This window comes from Chitinophaga rhizosphaerae (genome assembly GCF_003958645.1).
GTDB classification, from domain to species: domain Bacteria; phylum Bacteroidota; class Bacteroidia; order Chitinophagales; family Chitinophagaceae; genus Chitinophaga; species Chitinophaga rhizosphaerae.
In genome coordinates, this window is record NZ_RXLO01000002.1 from 243,305 (window position 1) to 265,778 (window position 22,474).

Annotated in this window: 16 protein-coding genes and 1 tRNA gene; 4 read left to right on the forward strand and 13 right to left on the reverse strand. The window is 50.5% G+C overall.

The window, feature by feature from the left end; all coding sequences use genetic code 11:
• Positions 1 to 62: 62 nt before the first annotated feature.
• Positions 63 to 953 (forward strand): hypothetical protein, encoded by an 891-nt coding sequence (locus EJ361_RS04525; RefSeq protein ID WP_126244172.1) that lies wholly within the window; start codon positions 63 to 65, stop codon positions 951 to 953.
• A 76-nt stretch (positions 954 to 1,029) separates the two neighbouring features.
• Here EJ361_RS04525 and EJ361_RS04530 read toward each other — a convergent pair whose 3' ends face one another.
• The 5 genes from EJ361_RS04530 to EJ361_RS04550 all read right to left on the reverse strand — a co-directional run bounded on the left by EJ361_RS04530 (position 1,030) and on the right by EJ361_RS04550 (position 6,994).
• A complete protein-coding gene (locus EJ361_RS04530; protein ID WP_126244173.1) occupies positions 1,030 to 3,066 on the reverse strand; it encodes a protein-disulfide reductase DsbD family protein in 2,037 nt (678 codons plus the stop codon).
• A gap of 99 nt (positions 3,067 to 3,165) precedes the next feature.
• The gene (locus EJ361_RS04535; protein WP_126244174.1) at positions 3,166 to 3,621 is read right to left on the reverse strand and encodes a protein-disulfide reductase DsbD domain-containing protein; all 456 of its coding nucleotides are present in this window, start codon (positions 3,619 to 3,621) and stop codon (positions 3,166 to 3,168) included.
• 55 nt (positions 3,622 to 3,676) lie between these two features.
• On the reverse strand, positions 3,677 to 4,369 hold the full coding sequence (purQ, locus tag EJ361_RS04540) for a phosphoribosylformylglycinamidine synthase subunit PurQ (RefSeq protein WP_126244175.1): 693 nt from the start codon (positions 4,367 to 4,369) through the stop codon (positions 3,677 to 3,679).
• A gap of 114 nt (positions 4,370 to 4,483) precedes the next feature.
• Positions 4,484 to 5,464 carry a hypothetical protein gene (locus EJ361_RS04545; RefSeq protein WP_126244176.1) on the reverse strand — a complete coding sequence of 327 codons (981 nt, stop codon included), beginning with the start codon at positions 5,462 to 5,464 and terminating at the stop codon, positions 4,484 to 4,486.
• A 15-nt stretch (positions 5,465 to 5,479) separates the two neighbouring features.
• Positions 5,480 to 6,994, reverse strand: a complete 1,515-nt coding sequence (locus EJ361_RS04550; RefSeq protein ID WP_126244177.1) for a hypothetical protein — start codon at positions 6,992 to 6,994, stop codon at positions 5,480 to 5,482.
• A gap of 156 nt (positions 6,995 to 7,150) precedes the next feature.
• On the opposite strand from EJ361_RS04550, the gene EJ361_RS04555 reads away from it, so the two are divergent.
• Entirely contained in the window at positions 7,151 to 8,074 is a 924-nt protein-coding gene (locus EJ361_RS04555) for a TIGR01777 family oxidoreductase (RefSeq protein ID WP_240646544.1), read from the forward strand.
• Here EJ361_RS04555 and EJ361_RS04560 read toward each other — a convergent pair.
• The 4 genes from EJ361_RS04560 to EJ361_RS04575 form a co-directional block, all read right to left on the reverse strand.
• Positions 8,071 to 9,267 carry an anthranilate synthase component I family protein gene (locus EJ361_RS04560; protein WP_240646545.1) on the reverse strand — a complete coding sequence of 399 codons (1,197 nt, stop codon included), beginning with the start codon at positions 9,265 to 9,267 and terminating at the stop codon, positions 8,071 to 8,073. The genes EJ361_RS04555 and EJ361_RS04560 overlap by 4 nt on opposite strands.
• Before the next feature lie 99 nt (positions 9,268 to 9,366).
• The gene (locus EJ361_RS25525) at positions 9,367 to 9,900 is read right to left on the reverse strand and encodes a hypothetical protein (RefSeq protein ID WP_164714084.1); all 534 of its coding nucleotides are present in this window, start codon (positions 9,898 to 9,900) and stop codon (positions 9,367 to 9,369) included.
• 97 nt (positions 9,901 to 9,997) lie between these two features.
• The gene (locus tag EJ361_RS04570; RefSeq protein WP_126244179.1) at positions 9,998 to 11,260 is read right to left on the reverse strand and encodes an adenylosuccinate synthase; all 1,263 of its coding nucleotides are present in this window, start codon (positions 11,258 to 11,260) and stop codon (positions 9,998 to 10,000) included.
• 79 nt (positions 11,261 to 11,339) lie between these two features.
• Complete coding sequence (locus EJ361_RS04575) at positions 11,340 to 13,580, reverse strand: RelA/SpoT family protein (RefSeq protein ID WP_126244180.1); 2,241 nt, start codon at positions 13,578 to 13,580, stop codon at positions 11,340 to 11,342.
• 177 nt (positions 13,581 to 13,757) lie between these two features.
• Between EJ361_RS04575 and EJ361_RS04580 the strand changes: the two genes are divergently transcribed.
• Positions 13,758 to 13,839, forward strand: a tRNA-Leu gene (locus tag EJ361_RS04580).
• Between the two features lie 1,037 nt (positions 13,840 to 14,876).
• Here EJ361_RS04580 and EJ361_RS04585 read toward each other — a convergent pair.
• The 4 genes from EJ361_RS04585 to EJ361_RS04600 form a co-directional block, all read right to left on the reverse strand.
• Positions 14,877 to 19,541: a DUF3883 domain-containing protein gene (locus EJ361_RS04585; protein ID WP_126244181.1), complete on the reverse strand. Its 4,665-nt coding sequence runs from the start codon at positions 19,539 to 19,541 to the stop codon at positions 14,877 to 14,879.
• A 550-nt stretch (positions 19,542 to 20,091) separates the two neighbouring features.
• A complete protein-coding gene (locus EJ361_RS04590; protein ID WP_126244182.1) occupies positions 20,092 to 20,433 on the reverse strand; it encodes a hypothetical protein in 342 nt (113 codons plus the stop codon).
• Positions 20,434 to 20,448: 15 nt separating this feature from the next.
• Positions 20,449 to 20,868, reverse strand: a complete 420-nt coding sequence (locus EJ361_RS04595; protein WP_126244183.1) for an LIC_13387 family protein — start codon at positions 20,866 to 20,868, stop codon at positions 20,449 to 20,451.
• A 78-nt stretch (positions 20,869 to 20,946) separates the two neighbouring features.
• On the reverse strand, positions 20,947 to 21,675 hold the full coding sequence (locus EJ361_RS04600; RefSeq protein WP_126244184.1) for a helix-turn-helix transcriptional regulator: 729 nt from the start codon (positions 21,673 to 21,675) through the stop codon (positions 20,947 to 20,949).
• A 143-nt stretch (positions 21,676 to 21,818) separates the two neighbouring features.
• On the opposite strand from EJ361_RS04600, the gene EJ361_RS04605 reads away from it, so the two are divergent.
• Positions 21,819 to 22,472, forward strand: a complete 654-nt coding sequence (locus EJ361_RS04605) for an SMI1/KNR4 family protein (protein ID WP_126244185.1) — start codon at positions 21,819 to 21,821, stop codon at positions 22,470 to 22,472.
• Positions 22,473 to 22,474 lie beyond the last annotated feature (2 nt).

A 22,474-nucleotide genomic window follows, 5' to 3' on the forward strand; every position in this document is an offset into this window, starting at 1 on the left:
TCAAGAGATCACAAAACTGGCACGCGATTCGCAACGTACAGCCCGTTTTAAAATCCTTTCTTATGAAGCCATATGTTTTATTGTTCCCTGCGCTGGCCGGGCTGGCCGCCTGCGCCGGCGGCGGTGAAAAAGCCGAAGCGGAAGCTGCGGACGCGGCGCGGTTGACAGCCATCAGCGAATATGTGTCCAGCATCGACGAAAAAGCCGCTTCCAACAAGATGTTGGCCGCGCATAATTTCGTGAACGGCGATAATTCCGCCGGCGTCATCGGTTTATATTCCATCAAAGACACGCCCATCCGGCTCTATATCTTCCCGGAAGGCCCTCCGGGCGATTCCAGCATCGAAACCTGGTTTTACCTCGATACCGTTTCGGTAGACGTGAAAATGCTCCGCGAAGTGATCACCACCAAAACGGGCGTCATCGAAAACACGTTCTATTTCGATGTGGATACGCTCGTAGGCTCGGAAAGCCGCAAGGCTAAAGACCTCCCGTCCCTGGAAGCCGCCGCCATCACGCCGTACGAATCGCCCTTCGGCAAAACCGATTACCGGTTCAGCCCCGTCGAAGTGAACACCCTGGCCGAAAAAGCCAACGCGGCGCTGCTGATCGACCGGAAAGACCTCAGCCCCAAAGCCAACGAAATGCGCCGCCTCGGCGCTTCGCACTGGGCCGTGAGCAACGAGCCGGGCTGGTCACTGGCCATCATTCCCAATAAAAAGATCATTTATACCGGCAATTACGGCGAGAACATCATCGAGCTCCCCGCAACACAGGCCCGGAAAGGCGATAAGGACGCTTCAATTTTCACATCTTCCGCTAACGGCCACACGCTGACCGCCAAATTCGACAACCAGGTGTGCGCGGACGACGGGGATAAAAAATACCCTTTCACCGTCACCCTCACGGTAGACGGGAAAACTTTCCGCGGCTGCGGCCAGTCGCTCTTTTGACATGGTAGCACAACTATAAAACAAAAAAGGACGCCCCATTGCGGAGACGTCCTTTCCTTTTTATTCCGGTGGCGGATTATTTCTGCGCGGTGTTGCTCACCTTCTTCCAGCCTTCCAGGCCGGCTTTCAGCCAGTTGGAGTATTCCTGGATATCGGGTGTGTAGGCCACCGGGAGCGTCAGCAGCCTTTCGTCTGGCGTGATGAGCACGTACAGGGGCTGCGACTGGTTAATGAAATTCACCCGTTGGAAGGTGGCGTATTTATCGCCGATGGTCACGATCTTTTTGGACCAGCCTTCGTCGGATTTGAAGAGGAACTGGTCGTTTTCGCCGAGTTTCTTGCGATCGTCGGTGTAGAGCGAAATCAGGACGTAGTTGTCTTTGATGAGGGAATGTACCTCGGGATCGGTCCACACGTTTTCCTCCATATTACGGCAGTTCACGCAGGCCCAGCCGGTGAAATCGAGCAGCACGGGCATGTTCTTTTCCTTGGCGAGCGCGAGGCCTTTCTCGTATTCGTTGATGATATCGGGTTCCACGGCGCCTTTTTCCGTAGCGGTGTGATGGCCGTACCAGCTGTAAGACATCGGGGGCGCGAAGCCGCTCATGAGGCGGATGCGGGCGTATTTGGTGTTGGTGATGCCGGGGATCAGGTAGAGCGTGAAAGCACCGAAGAGGATACCGAAGAAGATGCGCACTTTGCCCAGTTTTTTAACGGGACTGTCGTGCGGGAACTTGATCAGACCGAAGAGGTATGCCGTGGTGAGGCCGAAGATGATGATCCAGATGAGGAAGAAAGTTTCGCGGTGGAGGATGCCCCAGTGCGTAACGAGGTCTGCGTTAGACAGGAATTTAATGGCGAGGGCTACTTCCACGAAGCCGAGCACTACTTTCACCGAGGTGAGCCAGCCGCCGGATTTGGGCAGCGAGTTCAGCCAGTTGGGGAAGAGGGCGAAAAGGGCGAAGGGCAGTGCCAGGGCGATGCCGAAGCCGGCCATGCCCGCGGTGAGCATCCATGCGCCGTTAGCGCCACCGGCGGCGGAACCGGCGCCTGCAAGCAGGGAACCCATGATGGGGCCGGTGCAGGAGAAGGAAACCACCACCAGGGTGAGGGCCATGAAGAAGATGCCCACGAGGCTGTTTTTGTTGGCTTTGGAATCGGCTTTGGAAGCGAGGCCGCTGGGCAGGGTGATCTCGAACAGACCGAAGAAGGAAAGGGCGAATACCACGAATACCACGAAGAAGGCCAGGTTCAGCCAGACGTTGGTGGAAATATTGTTGAAGATGGCGGAGTCGGCTTTACCGGCGATGTGGAAGGGCAGGCTGAACAGTACGTAGATCAGGAAGATGAAGAACCCGTACATGGAAGCGTTGAAGATGCCCGACTTGCGGTCTTGCGCGGATTTGGTGAAGAAAGACACCGTGAGCGGGATCATGGGGAACACGCAGGGTGTTACCAGGGCCACGAGGCCGCCGAGGAATCCGAGCACGAAAATGAGCCAAACGCTGGATTCGCCTTCGTTACCGATGCCGCCCACTTTTATGATGGGATTGGCGAGATCGATAGTGGGGCGTTTGAGGCCTGCGGCGGCGGCTACGTTCTCTTCCAGTCCGCCTGTTTTACCGGCCAGGTTGCCGGAGGCATCTGCGGTGAAGGTAAAGGGAACTTCTTCGGGGAGCACTTCTTCTCCTTTGAGGATGAAGTAGTTCACGGTGCCGCGGAGGTCTTTTACGGAATCCGTGTTATACTTGACGGTGGCGGTGATTTCCGCAGCGTTCTCGAAGTATTTGATCTCCATGTTATCGAGCAGGGGCTCCTTGGCCGTGAGGGGCTTGGAAACGTCTGCCAGGGCCTGGATTTTGACGCGCGTGTCGCTCAGGCTGTCGAAAACGATGCGGGAGTTGGGCTCGTCGTCCCCCATGGAGGCGGCCATGAGTTTCCAGCCCGGTTCTATTTTGGCTTTGAATTTCAGGATATATTCTCCTTGCGCCTTTTTTTCGGCGGTGAATTCCCAGGAGGAGGTATGGATTGGAGCGCTTTCCGTTTCCTGTGCTTTGGTGGAGAATCCGATGAGCAACAGGAAAGCGGTGATTATCGAAACGATATACTTCATATGTACGATAGACTTAACAGGTTGTATGAAAGCAAAATGCAAAAACGAGTTCCTTCGCATGAAAGAACTCGTTGTTATGATCAATGAGATGAGACAGGATTATTTGCCTCCCACGTTCACGGCGAATTCCACTTCTGTAGGGGGAAGGCACTGGTGATCGTCGCATACCATGAATTCAACGGAGCCTTTCACTTTGGTGACAGCTTTACCTTTCACGGTAACTTTCTGTACGAAGGTCACGGTGTTTTCGTAGTATTTCAGTTCGGAGTTGAAGTTCTTGTCGAAAGCTTTGTGCATTTTACCTACTTCGGTCAGTTTGCCCTGTGCCGTGGCGAGGGGGTTCTTCGCGAATTTGAAGCTGGTGGGCACGGGGCCTTCGCCGGCTTCCTGTGCGTAGAGGTGCCAGCCGCGGTCGATAGTGGCTTTGGCGTGCACTTCATACGTGGTGGCGTTCACTTTTTTGGAAGTAAATTCCCACTTCACGGGGTTCATGTCCTGCGCAAAGGCCAATACCGGCAGTGCGAAGAGCATCATGGCTACGAGCAACTTTTTCATACTTCTTTCTTTAATTGGTTGGTTGTTTTGATGGTATAGACCAGGCGCCTTGGGCCTAGTTGTTATTTATCAGGCTTTGGAAAATCAGCTGGCCGTCGCGGTTGCCCAGGATTTCGCTGGTAGCACGCTCGGGGTGCGGCATCATTCCGAAAACGTTTCTTTCCTTGTTGCAGATCCCTGCGATGTTACGGATAGCGCCGTTCGGGTTAGCAGAATCAACAATGTTGCCAAACTCGTCGCAATACCGGAAAATCACCTGGTTATTCGCGAAAAGACCTTCCAAGGTGGCTTCGTCTGCATAGTAACGACCCTCGCCATGTGCGACGGGGATCATCAGCGGGCGGCCGGTCACCTCTTTAGTCAAAGATGCTTGTGTGTTTTCGCTTTTGATGAATACGTTCTTGCAAACGAACTGCTGGTTTTCGTTTTTCAGCAAAGCGCCCGGGAGCAGGCCCGCTTCGCACAGGATCTGGAAGCCGTTGCATACGCCGATCACGCGGCCGCCCTTGTTGGCAAACTCCACCACGCTCTGCATCATGGGGCTGAACTTGGCGATGGCCCCGCAACGCAGGTAATCACCGTAAGAAAAACCGCCCGGCAGCAAAATGCAGTCTTCCGTGCCGAACATGCTCAAGTCCTTGTCTTTGTGCCAAAGGCTGATCACTTCCTGGTTCAAATCGTTGCGCAGCGCATCGATCATGTCTTGGTCACAGTTAGAACCGGGAAACGTAACAACTCCGAATTTCATTTATTTATTTGTTTGAATATTTCTACTGGAAAGAACAAAATTACTGACCATTGGGGAATTTACAATCACCACTCATCAGATTTATGATTACACTAACAACCACCCCCAATCCCGTCAATGGCTAAAATATTGCATTACAATAACATATGCGAGCACTAATATGTGTACCGCGTTGGCTAGCGTATTGTTAGTGATCGACCAGAACACGTTCGCCGCAAACAGCGAAACCGGCATCACCGCCAGCACCCAGTACGTCGCCGAAAAATGACCGCTGAACAGTGGCAGCAACGTTGCCACCAGCGCGTAAATCACCACCGTAGCCCAGATCTTGCGGCCCTGTATGAGCATTTTTTTGAATATACGCTGCAGCATCAGCCAGCCGGTCACGAAAAACAATGCCGTCGCGATCAGCGCCCCCCAAACCTTATAATCCGTAATTACCGGCAGGTTTGCCCGGATATTGACCAGGTCGGGGATCATGTCCCAACGGTCCGTCAAAAACAGCCAGGTGCCCAACAGGTAAAACGGGCAAAGGACGCCCAACAGCCCGATGATCCACTCCGCCAGCCTGAACGCCCGCATGATCAGCAGGCTCAGGAAAAGCAAAGCCACGAAAAGCACCGATGGGAAGTAAAACAGCCCGCAAACGCCCAGCGCGAAACCGATGTTGAAGGACACGTCGCGCGCGGAATTCCGCATATACAGGTCGGTTATGCTGGAAAATATCCACAGCATCACCGTATTCACGATCAAGGCAGGAGAAAACACGTTCCAGTGCTGCAACAGCGACGTCAGCAGCAGGTAACACATCGCCGTCAGGTAAGTATCCTTCGCGAAAAGCCGGTGGTTGTTCACGATGCGCGTCAGCAGCAGCGACTGCACAAAAAGCAGCATCAGCGCCAGGAACGTGAAAAACATCGGGCTCGGCCCCACCCTGACTTCCAGCCACCCCACCAGCCATTTATAAGCCAGCCCCTCCGACCCGTCCGCCAGATACAGCGACGGGTGCAGCAGGTAGTAAAACTTGATGAACAGCATGTACAGGAACAGCAGCAAGACCGTCAGCGGGTTGCCGGATCTGAAAAACTTAATCACGATGCAAAGGTGGGGTTAAAAGTCAATTTTTGCAAAGCAAATATAATTCCTGTAAATACAGGGGATGAGCACCGTCCGTCCACTAATTTGTTTGCCATAGCGGGGCATCCAGGTAAACCCTTTGTCCAGGTTCCGGAGCGTAGGCTTGCGGCTCAGTTTGCCATCGGGCCCGATCGTGTTTTCGGTGAGCACGTACTGCCGGCGCTCCAGCTCGTTGAACAGGAACCGCAGCTCGCTGCCCACGTTCACGAGCATATAGCTCAGGTAAAGGTCCGCCCCGTCGTCGAACTGGCTTTTGTGCACAAAGTTGCTGAACGTGAGGTCTCCCTTTTCATCGAACGCCATGATGGCGATATTGTCGTAATGGTAGCGCGTGCCCTGCCCGTCGTTCCAGTAATACGGATTGTAATAGGACGGGCTGTAGGGCGAGTAATAATAAGGATAATATCCGCCGTAGCCGCCATACATATAGTTCCAGCGGTTCCAGGGCTGGCTGCGCGACGAGGTGTAGTAAGACTCCGCCGTCAGCATGAACCCGCCGTTGGCCGTGTTCACGATCTTGCGGATGAAATAATCGTTGAAAGCCGCGTTGGTGGAGGCATCGCCCTTCGCCTGCTGTTTCAGTTCGGGGGTGAAGATCACCGTTTTCTCGAACAGGCGCTGGTTGTTGGCGTAGTCGAGACGGAGGAGGTACATCCCTTCCACGTTCCCGCGTTTCTGTTTGTAATAGAACGCCGTCACGAGGGCCTGTTTGTCCTGATTATCCAGTTTCAGTTTCACTTCGTCCAGCAACAATTCCTTCTTTTCGAACGGAATGGTCTCGAAAGCGTCTGTAGTAGCGCGCTTCACGATTACGCTGCCGTTCACGATATAATCCCGGCCCGAGCCCCGTTCCAGCTTGGTGAAGAAGAGATCGCCGTCGTTATTGAGGTGGAAGTTGTTGAGGAACTGCTTCTTGCCTTCCATGGGGAGGCTCACGCGGCTGTTGTTGACGAGGTTGAAGGCACTGTCGTACAGGAACGTATAGAAAACATTATTGTCTTCCTTGTCCTGGTTGATTTTATAAATGAGGATGCGCCCTTTGTCTTCGGACGTTTCCACGGAATAGATCTTGTTTTCCTTGGAGTAGAAGCCGATGCGGGTGGAGTCTACCATCACGGGCGCTTCCATGAACTGCCCTTTCCCGTTGACGCGGCCCACGAAGCTGTACACGGCGTCTTTCCGCTGGAACTGGTAGATCATGTACGAAAAATCGGGGTAGGATACGAAATCGACGCTGATGAGTTTTTTGGGAAGGAAGTCGAGCTTCACGCGGTCGAGCAGTTGCATGCCGTTGTCGTACACGGAAATATGGTATTCTCCGCGGTCTGCCTTATACACGAGGATGTTTCCGGAAACCCTGCCTACGATCTCGAATTCGGTGGTTTTGTAATCATCCCTTTCCGGTTCGGAATAGGTGACTTTCTGGGCCATGGCAAAGGTAGCGCAGAGCATCAGCGCAAGAAATGGAAGGATATGACGGAAGCGCATGGGCATGAGTTTAAGGTATTCTACAGGATAAACGCCTGACGCAGCGGTTTTAGCATAGATCCGCTTCAAACCTACATGAAAAATATCTTATTGCCAAGTGCTGGGCAGCACCGGGATTTATTGCGTAAATTTACGGAGGATCAACTGGCTTTTACAATGATGGACACGGTTTTGATAACAGGCGGTTCTGGCCTGGTAGGCAGGGCGTTAACGGATTTTCTCCTCGAGCGGGGGTATCGCGTGATCGTTTATACGCGGAAGATGCGCCCCTCCCCTCACCCGAACCTCCGGTTCGCGCTGTGGGACCCATCCCGCCAAACGCTGGATACTGCCGCCCTGCAGGAGGCCGACCAGATCGTCCATCTCGCCGGGGCCAACGTGGCCGACAAGCGGTGGACCGAATCCCGCAAGCAGGAGATCCTCGACAGCCGCGTGCAGAGCGCGCAGCTTTTGTTCGACCAGCTGTCGCGCATTCCCAACAAGGTCAGGACGTTCGTGAGCGCCTCCGCCACGGGGTACTACGGCGAATTTCAGGGTAAAAACTTCCTCGAAACCGATCCTCCCGCCACCGATTACCTCGGCAAAACCTGCGTGGCCTGGGAAAACGCCGTGCAGCAAATGTCGACCCTCGGCAAAAAGGTCATCATCCTCCGGACCGGCATTGTTTTATCCAACCACGGCGGCGCGCTGAAGGAATTTATCAAGCCCGTGCGCCTCGGTTTCGCTACGGTCATGGGCAGCGGCCAGCAATTCATTTCCTGGATCCATCTGCAAGACCTCGTCCGCCTCTACCACAACGCCCTTTCCAACGATCAACTGACGGGCATCTACAACGCTGTTTCCCCCTTCCCCATCACCAACCAGGAGCTCGTTACCCAGCTGGCGCGGGCCGTTAAGGGCAAGAGCTTCGTGACGGTGCACGTGCCCGCATTCGCGCTGAAACTGGCGATGGGCGAAATGAGCGTGGAAGTCCTCAAAAGCGTGAAAGCCTCTTCCGCGAAGATCCAGTCTACCGGATTCCAGTTTTCTTACCCCCGCATCTCCGACGCGCTGGCGCAACTGGTTACCTCGGGCGATTAAATTCCCAGGGCCGTGCGCAGGGCACGGGCTTTCAGGAGGCATTCCTCCCACTCTTTTTCCGGGTTGCTGTAAAATGTAATGGCAGAGCCTGTCTGGAAGGAGATGTAATGTTTTTCGGCATTGTACAGAATGCTGCGTATCACCACATTGAAGTCGAAATCGCCCCCGGGCGTGATATAGCCGACGGCTCCTGAAAACAGGCCCCGCCGCGTTTGTTCGTATTGCTCGATGAGCTGCATCACCTTCACTTTCGGCGCGCCGGTCATGGAACCCATGGGAAAAGCGTTGCGGATGGCGTCGGTGAAATGGAACGCGGGGTCGAGGGTGGCGGTAACGGTCGAGATCATGTGGTGGACCTGCGGGAAGCTGTAGATCCCGAAAAGCTCGGACACCTGGACGCTGCCGCGGACGGCTGTGCGGGAGAGGTCGTTGCGGACGAGGTCTACCACCATCACGTTTTCCGACTGTTCTTTGGGGCTGTTGCGGAGTTGCCGGATGAGGGCTTCGTCTTCTTCCGGGCTGGCGGCGCGGCGCACGGTGCCTTTGATGGGCTGCGAGGTGAGCTTGTCGCCTTCCTTGCGGAGGAACCGTTCGGGGCTGGAACAGGCCAGGTAGCGGGGGCCGCGGCGGTAATAGGCGGCGAAAGGCGCTGGGCTGAGGCCGTTGAGGCGGAGGAAAATGGCCGCCGGGTCCTGGATTTTGGCGTGAGCGTATTGTTCCCGGCAGAAATTGACTTCGTAGCAATCGCCTTTGAGGATATGGTCCTGCAGGGCGCGGACGGCTTCGAGGTAATCGGCGCGTTGGAGGCGGGCCTGGGAAATGATGGGAACGGGTGGTGCGGGAATGATGCGCGGCTGGTTGCGGAGATCGGTGTGGATGGCGCGGGCTTCCGCTTCGGAGAGGTTTTCGCCGGAGATCTCGAGCGCATCTGCGGTGAGGCGGAGCACGTAGCGGGGCCGGAAGAACGAAAGGTCGGGGAAGCCGATGCCGTCCGGGTTGCGGCTTTCGAGCTTTTCGGTCTCGTTTTTAAGGTCGTAGGCGAAGTGGCCGAAGAGCCAGCCGGGTTTTTCGTCGTGGAAGCGGCGCAATTTTTCGAACGCGCTGCCGGCGGGGGATTCCAGTGTTTCCACGGCATCTGCGGCCAGAATGGCTTCTGCGCGGGAGCCGGCCAGGCGGTAATTGTTGTTGTCCAAAAAACAACAAATGTTGAACCGGTTGCCCCAGCTCAACATTTGCTGTTTAATTGCGCTTATATCTTTAACAGGAAAACTGTATGATAGCACGTTTGTCAATTAGAAATCATCATCGTCGTCGTCGAAGCGATCGTTGAACAGGTCCATATCCTTGAATTCATCGTCGATACCGAGGTCATCGTCATCATCGGCGCTTTTCTTGGACGGGCGGCCGCGTTTGTTTTTCGGCTTCGGCATATCGAATTCTTCGAAGTCGGGATCGTAATCTTCGTCTTCGCCTTTTTCCCATGCGTCATCGTCGTCGTCGGCATCATCGTCATCCGAATCATCATCCTCATCGTCGTCATCTTTCTTACGGGAGCCGGCTTTGGCGGGTTTACGCCCTTTTTTGGGAGCATCGTCGTCATCGTCGTCGTCATCATCATCGTCATCGTCTTCCTTCTTCGATTTTGCCGCAAGCTTATCTGATTTTTTAGATGCAGCAGACTTACGGGGAGATTCCTCCTCATCCTCATCTTCATCCTCGTCTACTTCTTTCTTCGGCTTGGCGCTCGCTTTCTTTTCAGAGGCTTTGTCAGTCTTAGGCGAAGTAGTCTTTTTAGTCTCTTTCTCTTTATCAGATTTTGATTTCATAATGGTACGTTACAATTAGATTCTAAGGGTAAAGTTTTAACAGTTTTTTTTATTCGCCAAATTTTTTTTTGACTGTTTTTTTCGTAATTTTTTGTCTTTACTTTTCGAGTATCTGATCCCTACCCGGCCCGTTGGAAACGTACTTCACAGGCACTTTCAGGTAGTCTTCCACAAAAGATAAGAATTTTTTCATTTCCAAAGGTAAAGCGTCGTATCGTTCGCTTTTTGCAGTGGGTTCCGACCAGCCGGGGAAGTTTTCCAGGACGGGCTGGATGGGAGCGCCGCAGATGTTGAACGGCATTTCGCGGGAGGTCTGACCGTCAATGGAATACGCGGTGCAGGCGCTCACGGTGTCGAACTCGTCGAGCACGTCGCTTTTGGTCATTACCAGCTGGGTAACGCCGCTGAGCATGCAGGTGTAATCGAGTGCAACCAGGTCGATCCAGCCGCAACGGCGGGGGCGGCCGGTGGTGGCGCCGAATTCGTGGCCGGCCTGGCGGAGGCGTTCGCCGGTTTCGTCTTCCAGCTCGGTGGGGAACGGACCGCTGCCCACGCGGGTGCAGTAGGCTTTGGTAACCCCGATCACCTCAGCTATCCATTTCGGGGCGATGCCGAGGCCGGTGCATACGCCGGCGGAGATGGTATTGGAGGAGGTCACGAATGGGTAGGTACCGAAGTCCACGTCGAGCATGGAGCCCTGGGCGCCTTCGGCGAGCACTTTCTTTCCGGCTTTCAGGTTGCCGTTCAGCCAGTATTCCCCGTTCACGATGTTCATTTTCGAGAGGAATTCCACGGCTTCCCAGAATTCATTTTCCCATTCGGCGATATCTTCTTCGAAATTATAATTGGCGAGCAATTGCAGATGTTTGGCTTTCAGCTTTTCGTACTGCTGGCGGAAATCGCTCCGCAGCACATCGCCTACGCGGAGACCGTTGCGGCCTGTTTTGTCCATATAGGCCGGCCCGATCCCTTTCAGGGTAGAACCGATCTTTTCCTGGCCTTTCGACAGCTCGGAAGCTTTGTCGAGCGCGCGGTGGGTAGGTACGATGATATGCGTTTTTTCCGCAATGAACAGGTTTTGGGACAGATCAATGCCCATTTCCGCCACTTTCTGGCATTCTTTACGGAAAGTCACCGGGTCGAGCACCACCCCGTTACCGATCAGGTTCAGGGTATTGCCGTGAAATACGCCGGAGGGGATGGTATGCAACACCACTTTCTGGCCATTGACATACAGTGTATGGCCCGCGTTCGGGCCGCCCTGGAAGCGTGCGATGATATCATATTTACCTGCAAAGTAATCTACGATCTTGCCTTTGCCTTCATCGCCCCATTGCAGCCCCAGCAGAACATCTACCATTGTTGAAAAGTTAATTATGGTTTAAAGAAGTGGCAAAAATAAGGCGATTGTGTGAAAATCGGGAGGAAATAAAAATATTCTAGTCTTCCAGCCTTTGAATGCTCTGGATACCATCCAGCCCCTTGAGGCGGTTCACCAGCTCCTCCAGTTCGTCCTTATCATGTACGAAAACCTTGATCAGGCCTTCGAACAGCCCTTCTTTCGACTCGATCGTCAGCCCCGCGATATTGATCTTCAGCTCGCCGGAGATGATATTGGTGATCTTGTGGATCACGCCCACATCGTCCATCCCCACGATCCTGAGGCCCGTCAGGAAGGAGATTTCCCGGTTTTTCACCCATTTCGTCTTTACCACCCGGTGACCGTAATTGGCCAGCAGCTGGGCGGCGTTCGGGCAATTCGTCCGGTGTATTTTCAGTCCTTCGCTGGCCGTCACGAAGCCGAAAACATCGTCGCCCGGGATGGGGCGGCAGCAATTGGCCAGTTTATAGGCGATCTTGTCGGAGCTTTCCCCGAAAATGATCAGTTCCGCGTCTTTTTTGGATGATTCCTTTGATTTGTGATGTTCCTCAGCCGGCGCCGGTTCGGCGGGCTTCACGGGTTTGGGCGGCTCCAGCTTGTCGCCCAGCACATTGAACTGCTTCAGTTCCCGCAGGTCGATGTTCTTGACGGCCACCTGGTAGTAGAGGTCGAGCGGCGACGGCTGTTTATAGAATTGCACCAGTTCATTGATATTGTATTGACTGGCGCTCACTTTCATATGATCGAGCTTGCGGAGGAGGATATCTTTCCCATCCATGGCCACTTTCCGTTTTTCTTCCTTCAGTGCGTCCTTGATCTTGCTTTTGGCTTTGGCCGTGAGCACGATATTGAGCCAGTCTTCCGAGGGTTTCTGCTTGTTGGACGTGATGATTTCCACCTGGTCGCCGCTGCGGAGCTTATGGCTGAGGGGTACCAGTTTATAGTTCACCTTGGCCCCGATGCATTTGTTGCCCACGGCGGAGTGGATGGAATACGCGAAATCGAGGGCGGTGGAGCCCACGGGCAGTATTTTGAGGTCGCCCTTGGGGGTGTAGACGTAGATTTCCTCGGTGAAGAGGTTGGATTTGAAATCGGCCAGGAAGTCGAGCGTATTGGTGTCCGGGCTGTTGAGGATTTCCCGGATCTGGCTGAACCACTGTTCGAATTTCGATTCCTGGACGTTGGAATTGCCTTCTTTATAGCGCCAGTGGGCGGCCAGGCCTTTTTCGGCATAGTCGTTCATGCGCTTGGAGCGGATCTGAACTTCCACCCACTTCCCGTTGGGGCCCATTACCGTTACGTGCAGGGCTTCGTAGCCGTTGCCTTTGGGGTTGGAGAGCCAGTCGCGCGTGCGTTCGGGGCTGGGATGGTAGAAGTCGGTGATGATGGAATAGACTTTCCAGCAGTCGGCTTTTTCCTTTTCCACGGCGGAGTCGAGGATGATGCGGATGGCGAAGAGGTCGTATACTTCTTCGAACTGGACGCCTTTGGTTTTGATCTTGTTCCAGATGGAGTGGATGGATTTGGGGCGGCCGTATATTTCGAAGTTGAAGCCTTCTTCCTGGAGCACTTCCTTGATCGGCTTGATGAATTCGTTGATATAGCGGGTCCGTTCGCGCTTGGTTTCCTTGAGGCGCTTGGCGATTTCGCGGTAATGGTCCTTCTCGGTGTACTTCATGGCGAGGTCTTCGAGCTCGGATTTGATGTTGTACAGGCCGAGGCGGTGGGCCAGGGGGGCGTAAATGAAGACCGTTTCCGAGGCGATTTTGAGCTGTTTTTCGCGGCTCATGGAATCGAGGGTGCGCATGTTGTGGAGGCGGTCTGCCAGCTTGATGAGGATGACGCGGGGGTCATCGGCGAGGGTGAGGAGGATTTTTTTGAAATTCTCCGCCTGCATGGTGCTGGTGTTGGAATCGATGACGGTGGAGATTTTGGTGAGCCCGTCCACGATATGGGCGATTTCGCTGCCGAATTCGCGTTCCACGTCTTCGAGGGTCACTTCCGTGTCTTCCACGGTGTCGTGCAAAAGCGCGCAGATGGCGGAGCGGACGCCGAGGCCTATTTCCTCGACCGTGATCTGGGAAACCGCGAGGGGGTGAAGGATATAGGGCTCGCCGGATTTGCGGCGCATATCTTTATGGGCGTCTGCCGCCATTTCGAAAGCGGTGCGCACGAGTTCCCGGTCGCCTTTTTTGAGACGGGGCTTCAGGGCGCGTAAAAGGGCGCGGTAATGGCGAACGATCTCCTTTTTCTCCTGCTCTTCGTCGAGGTTGTATTTTTGTACGGTCACTGTATCCATGCTGGGATCAAAAATACAAAAAGGACGCCATAAGGTGATATCCTGCCATTGCGGCAGCCGACCGTTTTCTTACATATTCCGACTGCACAACAAATTGATAATCAACATAAATACAACCTTCAACATCCATAATTTTTATAATTCCTAAAAAAGAATACCTTTGCATGCCTTGAAAAAGCGGATGTGGTGAAATTGGTAGACACGCCAGACTTAGGATCTGGTGCCGCGAGGCATGTAGGTTCGAGTCCTATCATCCGCACGAAATTTGTCGGGAGCCAGGTGTAAGCCTGGCTTTTTTTATTGGGGTGATGCGGCGGCAATTTGATATCGACACGCCAGACTTAGGATCTGGTGCCGCGAGGCATGGGGGTTCGAGTCCTATCATCCGCACGAAATTTGTCGGGAGCCAGGTGTAAGCCTGGCTTTTTTTATTGGGGTGATGCGGCGGCAATTTGATATCGACAGGCCAGACTTAGGATCTGGTGCCGCGAGGCATGTAGGTTCGACCCCTGTTCTGGGCACAAAAGATCACAAGTAAAGATGGTCACCTGGCGGTGGCCATTTTCATTTCTCTCAATTTTGCCAGCGTTTTGCCAGCAGCAACCTCTCAAAGAACGTAAATTAGCCATGAGCTATTATCAGTGCAAAAATACGTTAATGTATATTAAGCAACCGTCACCTGTTTTGCTACATCTGTTTCCATAATCTTTTGAGTAGTAATTTCAGACATGCACTTTAGGAAAACCGACACTACCTGGTACATCCCAAGAAACTGATCTGCCGCGTTAGTCACTACAGCAATTAAGCACCATGAACAAAAGCGCAATTCCCAAACGTTTCCGGCGCCATAGCTGCTGCCGGCGAAAAATTTGGGAGCCGCCAGCGGCTCCCTATCTATTTTGTCTCTTTCTATTCCCAACCCAGTTTGCGGGCAATAAAATCTACTTCTGTCATTTGGATGGTATGCCAACCCACAATAATTCTGCATTGAGAAATTTTATGAATACGATGAAACCGGGAATCCGGTCATTTGGCCAGCGGGCGAACATAGGTAAGGCTTGCCAGCCATTCCCAATAATTATTCTTCTTCCGCGTGATAAGAAATAGGGAAAAATAAATACAATCCCCCCGACCTTATGCTTTTGATAAAATATTACTATTTCAATTGGATCAATTTAAACTTCGTAAGTCGGATCTGCCGCAACTGTATGGCAGTAACTCCTGATGGGATAATCTGGTAATTGCGTTAAGTTAACGGACGCGCGTAGATTATATCTCTACTACGGCCTTTCTTCATCACTTCCTGGTGAACTTATACTGTGTTAATTCCATTGAAAACAATTCGTGGTCTGCTACCAGCTCCTGGTTGCTATCCAAAAGCGTGCTGATGGGTAACTCGTGTATCTCCTTATCTGTCACCAAATAAATGGAATAGTTATCCCTATGCTTCTTGGCATAAGCCAGCTCATCTGCTGTCAAAAAGAATCTATTGCTTCCAAACCATTTCACCTCTACATATTGTGGCACCCTATCCGGTGCTTTCCAAAAAATAATATCATATCCTAACCTGTCACTTTTGGCCGGGTTATCAGAATATTCTGACAGCCAGCTTACATTGCTATCGCCATGGATTCCTTTTAAAAAATTAAATACGATTCGCTCACCCTTTTCACCCAGAGCATTTTTAACATCATCCGTGGGTTCCTGGTTTCGCCTTCTATTCTTGGTTTTGCCTTGTCCCCCGCCAGTGCCACTGGAACCGGTTGAAGTAGATGCACCTGCCCCACTTGTGGGTACCAGGGTAGTGAAAGTTATATCATCCGAAACACTGTCGATACCTGCAGAATCTCCCGCATGTGTCGCTGGTGTTCCATGTTGCGCATCCTTAAATACCAACACTTTCCTAATCCTGGCAAGTTCATCATCGGGGAGCGGGAAATATAATAAACTGAAATCTTCATCTCCCAGTTTGTCAATGGCCCCTTCCCAGTTCATCCTTCTTTTATTCTCCGCCAGCTGCACTTCGTAGTCCTTTTTATAAGGATCGGTGATCGTCATCGTGAAACCGAATACAATTGCAACTTGATCATACAGCTCTTTCAGGTGGTTTATTCCGAACTGTCTAGCATGGCTTTTAATCAGCGGATCTGCTATATCTTCAAATTCACTAATGCCTTTGCGGAAATTCTGCTGTTCCGGGATCGATTTTTCTGTGTAATGTTTCCATAAAAAATAGGTAAATCGAGGGGTGATCTGATCTATCAATTTCCTGTATTCCGCGGCATGGTAGCTGCTGAAATCAATATCCAAATGAGTTCGTGAATTAAACGCCAATACATCAATATCCAGCGCGGCAAACAACTTGTAGATTACTTCCTGCTGTTGCGCCGTGGCAGCATAGGAAAAATCCACTTTCGCAACCAGCGCAGAGGGTATGTCCAGGTGCTCTGCTATTGTTTTTCTAAATTCCGCTTCTCCTTCGTGGCCTAACGCACAGTCAATTTGTTTCAGTTCACAAATTGCGGCCCATGCCATCCGGTCCACGTCAGTTACTTTGAGCCTTTTAAAAGTCGCCTCCATTGCTTCAGCGCCAAATTCCTCAGAGAATAGATGGGCGGTGTCATCCAGGTCATTTCTGAAAATAGTTCTGATATCTGCATGGATGTTTACCACATCAAATGCCAGAGTAAAAATTTCGGCGATGGCATCACTAAACCTTGAATCTTTACGCATGGCCTCCAGGGAGCTGCCTCCGGTATACTTAATGAAGTACTTGTTTTTCTCATCACGCTTCTGCACAAAGTCATAGCCGTCGGCCTCCTGTTCTTTATTATTATACACATAGGTAAGGCTAGAACAGATCGAAACAGCTATCGATTTTACAATTCTCACCACCTCCTGAATGTCGCCTTCCACATGAATCGCTTTTAACCTGCGGTGCAAAATAAAAGGCTTTATTTGTCGGAGGTACGCCTCCAGCACCTGCGTTGCGGGATGATCCACTATATGGCCTTGTTCATAGTAGGATACATTGTTGAATGTTTGTACTGAAAACACCTCAATTACATTTTGCTCTCCTGAGCGTTTGGGGTAATTCAGTAATGGATATGTCCCGAGTACTTTCCGTGGAAGATCCACGCCATTGACATAAAACACACTCTCAAATGGATAGTAGCCTTTGTCGATACCTTTGACTGCATATAACAAAAGCCCATGCTTTTTTGAAAACAATTTCTTATGGGTCTTATAATGCTCCGTACATAATTGATAAAGCTTTCTGGCGAACCTTCCATGCTGATCTCGCTGGGACCAGGCATGTACAAGTTCGCTCACCCGGTGTATCTCTAATTCATGAAAGAATTGCTTCACACCCAGTTGTCGTAAGGCACTTTTGATCGTGATACTTTCGATGCCATTATTCTTAAAACATGTTGCGCCATAATCAAATTCAATATCATTGAGCAACGGAATATCCTGGTTCTCCATGATAAAATCCTCCAGCTTCAATACAGATGTCAATTGAAACCGGACATATGACGGGATATTAGTCAGCGTATGTTTATATGTTTCTGGCGCTTCTCCAGCTATACTGTACTTGAGAGAATCTTCCGTTACTCCCAATACTCTTTCCTTTAACTTCGGATCTAGGAAAACACAAGCTATCACACTCTCTCTTGTAATAGCATTCAATTGAAGATGTTTCTCAATATTCACCATGTTAACAATGGACATGCAATCATATTGATAATTCCTGAATCTGTCCGGCTTTTGTTGAAACTTGAAAATATAGTTCAAATACGGATCCCCTATCGCGCTTTTCTCCCCCCGATGTAAAATGAAAAAACAGTTTACATCCAAAAATTCCAGTAGAAAAGTCTGCACTTCATTTAAATCTCCTGTGATCCCGAGCGCCGCTGCTGAAGCTATAAGTTGATTCTTTTCATAGATATTTCCCAATAGCTCTGCGCATAATGCTCCTTTGGGATAAGCAGTTGACAAAACGCAATCCCTGGCATTTCTGATTTCCCCTGCTTCCGTAATCACAGGTATATTGGATACCGTTATTTGTACGTCTTTGGCTGATCTGGATGTCGTGTAATATTTAAACAATGACCCCAACATTGATTTTACCATCCTGATCCTGATGTCTTTGTTCGATATACTCTTGAGCTGCTCATTGGTCCCATTAATGATCTGCCGAAGGGCTGGTGCGGGCTCAAATGACTGAATATTGGTAAATTGATGCAGCCGATCTCTTAAAGACCTGGATTTTTCCTGCTCACTGGTCAGTTCATATTTATTCAATAGGCTCTCGTAGAGTTCAGAATTAATAAAACTTATCCTAACATGTTCAGGCACCTCCACTTTAGTGTTTTTAGTGGCAGGGGTAAAAATCGTGTAATCTTTGCTCTCCAGTTCCATGCGATCATTGTAGAGTATTGAAATCGCCTCCGGCGGTAGATCTGTCAATTGTTTACCTACTTGCAATACCCACTCGGCATATGTATCCGCAGGCACTGTTCCTTTCAACTGATTCGATGCCTTCTCTACTCTTTCTCTTAGGAGTTTGGGAGAAACCTTCTTCTGAAGCTGATACTGCGGATACAACATTTGAAAAAATGATTTTGTCTCATCAGGTACTGGTAATAGCACATCTGGAAAATAGCTGTGCAAACCTAATGTGTCAATCAAGGCACAGAATCTATCCGGTAATACCTGCACTTCCTCATATCTGCGGTAGCTGCCATCCAGGCATGGTAAATTGACCTTATTCCGGATGCGCTCATTGATGGCCTTATAAAACCCAAAACTTTCCAGTACGGAATCAGGTTGCCTTTGGTGATTGAGCAACTGAAAAGCTTGCCAATTGGCCACTTCATCTTTCTCTTTCCACCGGTCTGACACCTCGAATAGCAGTTTCAATAATTCTCCAACCAGGAACCTGTTTTTTTCTGAATCTATAATCCTGTTCCTGGAGCTATCGAGTTCAAAAGTACCATGCACAACCATGGGCAGACATAATCGGATTTTGGTTGGAAAAAAGGAGAACAATTCATGTACATTGTCCGACAGGTCATGCTGTAACGCCAGTTTCAGGCTATATACCTCCCTTTCCTCCTTCTCCGGATCACAATATATTAAGGGCATTGGGGGAGCTTCATCCTCTTCCTCATTGGAATATATCATCCATGTTTTACTGCCAATTCGGATGGCGCCATCGCCCAAACGCTCGCTTATCATTTCACTACATTGGCCATCCACACATATGGTAAGATTGCGGATATGATGAAGGAAAAGTAACACTTCCTCCCTGAGTGATTCTATCTGAGATTTTATATCTGGTTCAGCACTGGGCAAATAGTCGATATGGATGATGGTTTCAGCCCCTTCTCCTTCAACCTTCATCACTTCTGGCAATGCTAAAACCGGCATAGGAATAGTCTCCTTGGTGTATTGAAATTCATGGAGTACCTGTTCTCTCTCCAAGGATGTATACAATTCAAAAAATGCTTTTTTTGCTAAGTCCTTTGAAAAAACCATTTGAATACCATTACTGGTGATCGTTATCTGTTGGCTCCAGTTCAGGATAGACCTGAACCCAAGCCCTTTGTTGCCAATGTATACTTTCTTGCGTTTAGGGCTGAGGCTGGGAATCATCAGGGATCGAAATCCTTCCAGGGAAAAAGGTGTTCCGCCGTTGGTGATTTTGAGCTGATGTGTTGAGGTATTTAGCTCAATCCTGGCGAAGGTCGAGCAGGCATCGTCCACATTCTGGATAAGTTCCAGCAACTGCCTGCCTTTGTAATCGTCATTGGTGGATTTCTCCAACCTGTACCGGGAGATCAATTGTGTTGGTTTTGCTAGATCATCGCGATTACTTTGGATGAGTTCCTGGACTGCAGCTATATTAATTTGTGTATCAATTGGTAGGGATGGGGTCAGTGTTGTTGGCAAGCTCATAACAATGCTATTATTTGCTTAATATACTTAACCTTTCAATAAACTCCAATTTACCAATTACGAAATCAGGTCCACAAGCTTATGCATGGGAATATTCCGACATGTTCACATATAATTGACTGGTAACCATCACAAAAAAAACTTTTACACACTCACCAATTCAATTGATAGGGTACCGTATCTCCTATCTTCATTTGCCCCCTTATTCGCACTTGTTATCAATCCACTGATGGAAGAGAACATATGCTAATCCTCATCACTGATCCATCTTCTAAGTGGCAAAAGCAATCCCCCGAATAATCATTTCCACTAATACTCTTCATTACAAAAACCCATGTAATGGAAAAAATAGTAATAACCTACCCTACTCATCTATGAACAGTTGTGGACTGATGCCTCCCACACCAAGACTCTTGTGACGCATTCTTATGCTCGGGTGCCGCGAGGCATGCGGGTTAGAGTCCTGGCAGCCACACGAAATTTGTCGGGAGCCAGGTGTAAGCCTGGCTTTTTTATGGGGTGATGCGGCCGCAATTTGAATAACGGCACATCAGCCTCCCTCACGCGAAAGCACCATGTTCACAATTACCGTCATCAACAGAACTGACGCCAACACGATCACCTGCACTTCCGGAATTACGACGGATAGCACGATCAAAAATATCAGCAATATCAAGTTGGTGACAAGACTCACCATTCTCACGAACCCGCCGCCAACCTTATTAAATATCATGTTAATAAACCCGGCGAAAAGCATCGCCAGGCCACCGGAAAAAAACCACATCTGCTCCTCACCCGACGCCCTTCCCTCCACATTCATAAATGTATACAACATATGCCCCGCGGCAAAGACGTACATCAATCCAATCAATATTTTATATACAGCTTTCATTGCTACCGTTTTTATTTAAACACCCTTTTCCTTAACACGGAAAGATCGCCAGAAAGCCAGCACAAACGCAACCGCCGCAATGATGGATAAATACAACGGCGGCCCACCCATAAAATAAACCCGCACCAAAACCGGCATCACCAATCCACCCAACATAAACGCCAGCAACGTGCCCCGCCCCGGCCGCCGCAAGGTGAGGCATAGCACGCCGATGAGAATGTCCTGCGCCGCCATCATGATGCTATACCCGGAATGAAACCGGTAGAGGCTTAATGCATTGCCGAAGATCCGGAAGTCGTAGCTGTCCAGGAAAACTTTCAGTTTTCCGTCGGCCGCAGCATCCGTTAAAAACAATTCGTACGATAAATGACTGGTCCCGACCAGCAGGTAAGCGATACCGCCAATTTTTAACAACGCTTTGGATGTAAGTTTCATAACCTAAATTATTGTTGCTGAATCCCAAGACAAAGCTAGGACATGCGCTAACAGGGCGTTTGTAAAAAAACGACAAACTTATTTACCGGAAGGCGTCCACCGGGATATACGCTTGTACTCCCGGGCAAGGTGGGCGTGGTCGTAGTAACCGGCCGCCAGTGCGATGGCGAGGATCGTTTCTTCCGGAGCCCTGGCTGCCAGCAACTCCTGTGTGCAGGAATATTTCACGATCCTGCAAAACTGTTTCGGGGTCAGGCCGATATGCTGCTTGAAGATACGTTCCGTTTGCCGGGGAGATTTCCGGCAAATGGCGGCAATTTCATTCAATGTAGCATTACCGCCGGATTGCAGGATTTTTGCAGCGGCATCTTTCACGGGATGATGGAAATCGGCTAGCTTCTCTGTATAAAATCCGTCTAAAGCCGTTATGGGATCTTGCAGTAATTCTTGGGTGGGAGGAGCAAATTCTGAATTCACCTGTATACAATCATCCCTCAGATCACTTAACAACCGGGAAGGATAAAAATGCCCGAAACATCCCGGAGCAAACCGGACGCCCAACAAGTACACGCCCGCCGGGATTTTTTCATAAATCGCTTCCGTCAAAGCTCCGCCGAGATAAACGCCACGCTCCTCCAGCACCACACCTTTCTGCGTTACGACGAACTTCCCTCCCAGGTTTACGATCATATCGATACACCCATCCGGGTACAGGATGTCATATGTATCGTCATTCCCCTTTAACGTCCAATAGGATTGAATGTATGGCTTCAACGCCGCACCGGGAAGGAAATATGCGAAAGGCATATGGTGGTTAATTTTGAAACTTGTGACCGTGACTTGCACTAAGTTACGATCGTCCTCATCACTTCACAAAACGGACGTTATAAATTGATGTATTTTCATAATTTGTCAGGATATGACGCCCTTACTGCAACTACAATCCATTCTTGCCAAAACTTATACAGGTAGACGGTAAATCCCTCGTCCCCAAAACCCTCGCGGGTTTGACGGACAAAGAAGTAGACACATTCCGCCAGCAACTGCCTTCCAGGCATCTCCCGCCAGACATCGAAGAACTAATAAGATTCGCCAGCGGTTTCAATATGGGCTACGAAGACATCCTGTTCACCGAATCCAGCAGCGATCCTGATTTCGGCAGCCTATATCCCAATTACATCGAGCTCATGGGCGATGAAGCCGGCAACTTCTGGATACTCGACATCGCGCCAGACGGCTCCTGGGGCCCCGTGTACAACAATTGCCACGAAACGGCCGTCATCATCCGCCATTCGGACAACCTCCTCCAGTTCCTCCAACATCTGGACGAATGGTTAGTGAAAGGGAAAAATTCCCATGTCGAATCCTTACTCGATACCGTATATGATATCTGGAAAAACAAAACTTCCGTCCCCGCCGATCCCCTCAACCTAACTGCTTTCCCGGCAGCTGCACTGGCAGGCGCACCCGAAGACTACATCATCGCCGACCACACACACCAGCCCAACAAACCGGATTTTCCTGGGCGAATTACATCCGCAAAGGTGGCACGATCCTCCGCCATCCGCAGCGCCCGGCCTGGCTGGCAGGAATTCCTCCTATGATC

Bases quoted from the DNA above. Each gene is read 5' to 3' on its own strand.
- purQ (WP_126244175.1), bottom strand. From the start codon at position 4,369: ATGAAATTCGGAGTTGTTACGTTTCCCGGTTCTAACTGTGACCAAGAC.
- EJ361_RS04575 (WP_126244180.1), bottom strand. From the start codon at position 13,580: ATGGATACAGTGACCGTACAAAAATACAACCTCGACGAAGAGCAGGAG.
- EJ361_RS25525 (WP_164714084.1), bottom strand. From the start codon at position 9,900: ATGAAATCAAAATCTGATAAAGAGAAAGAGACTAAAAAGACTACTTCG.
- EJ361_RS04570 (WP_126244179.1), bottom strand. From the start codon at position 11,260: ATGGTAGATGTTCTGCTGGGGCTGCAATGGGGCGATGAAGGCAAAGGC.
- EJ361_RS04585 (WP_126244181.1), bottom strand. From the start codon at position 19,541: ATGAGCTTGCCAACAACACTGACCCCATCCCTACCAATTGATACACAA.
- EJ361_RS04595 (WP_126244183.1), bottom strand. From the start codon at position 20,868: ATGAAACTTACATCCAAAGCGTTGTTAAAAATTGGCGGTATCGCTTAC.
- EJ361_RS04525 (WP_126244172.1), top strand. From the start codon at position 63: ATGAAGCCATATGTTTTATTGTTCCCTGCGCTGGCCGGGCTGGCCGCC.
- EJ361_RS04590 (WP_126244182.1), bottom strand. From the start codon at position 20,433: ATGAAAGCTGTATATAAAATATTGATTGGATTGATGTACGTCTTTGCC.
- EJ361_RS04600 (WP_126244184.1), bottom strand. From the start codon at position 21,675: ATGCCTTTCGCATATTTCCTTCCCGGTGCGGCGTTGAAGCCATACATT.
- EJ361_RS04555 (WP_240646544.1), top strand. From the start codon at position 7,151: ATGATGGACACGGTTTTGATAACAGGCGGTTCTGGCCTGGTAGGCAGG.
- EJ361_RS04535 (WP_126244174.1), bottom strand. From the start codon at position 3,621: ATGAAAAAGTTGCTCGTAGCCATGATGCTCTTCGCACTGCCGGTATTG.
- EJ361_RS04550 (WP_126244177.1), bottom strand. From the start codon at position 6,994: ATGCGCTTCCGTCATATCCTTCCATTTCTTGCGCTGATGCTCTGCGCT.
- EJ361_RS04530 (WP_126244173.1), bottom strand. From the start codon at position 3,066: ATGAAGTATATCGTTTCGATAATCACCGCTTTCCTGTTGCTCATCGGA.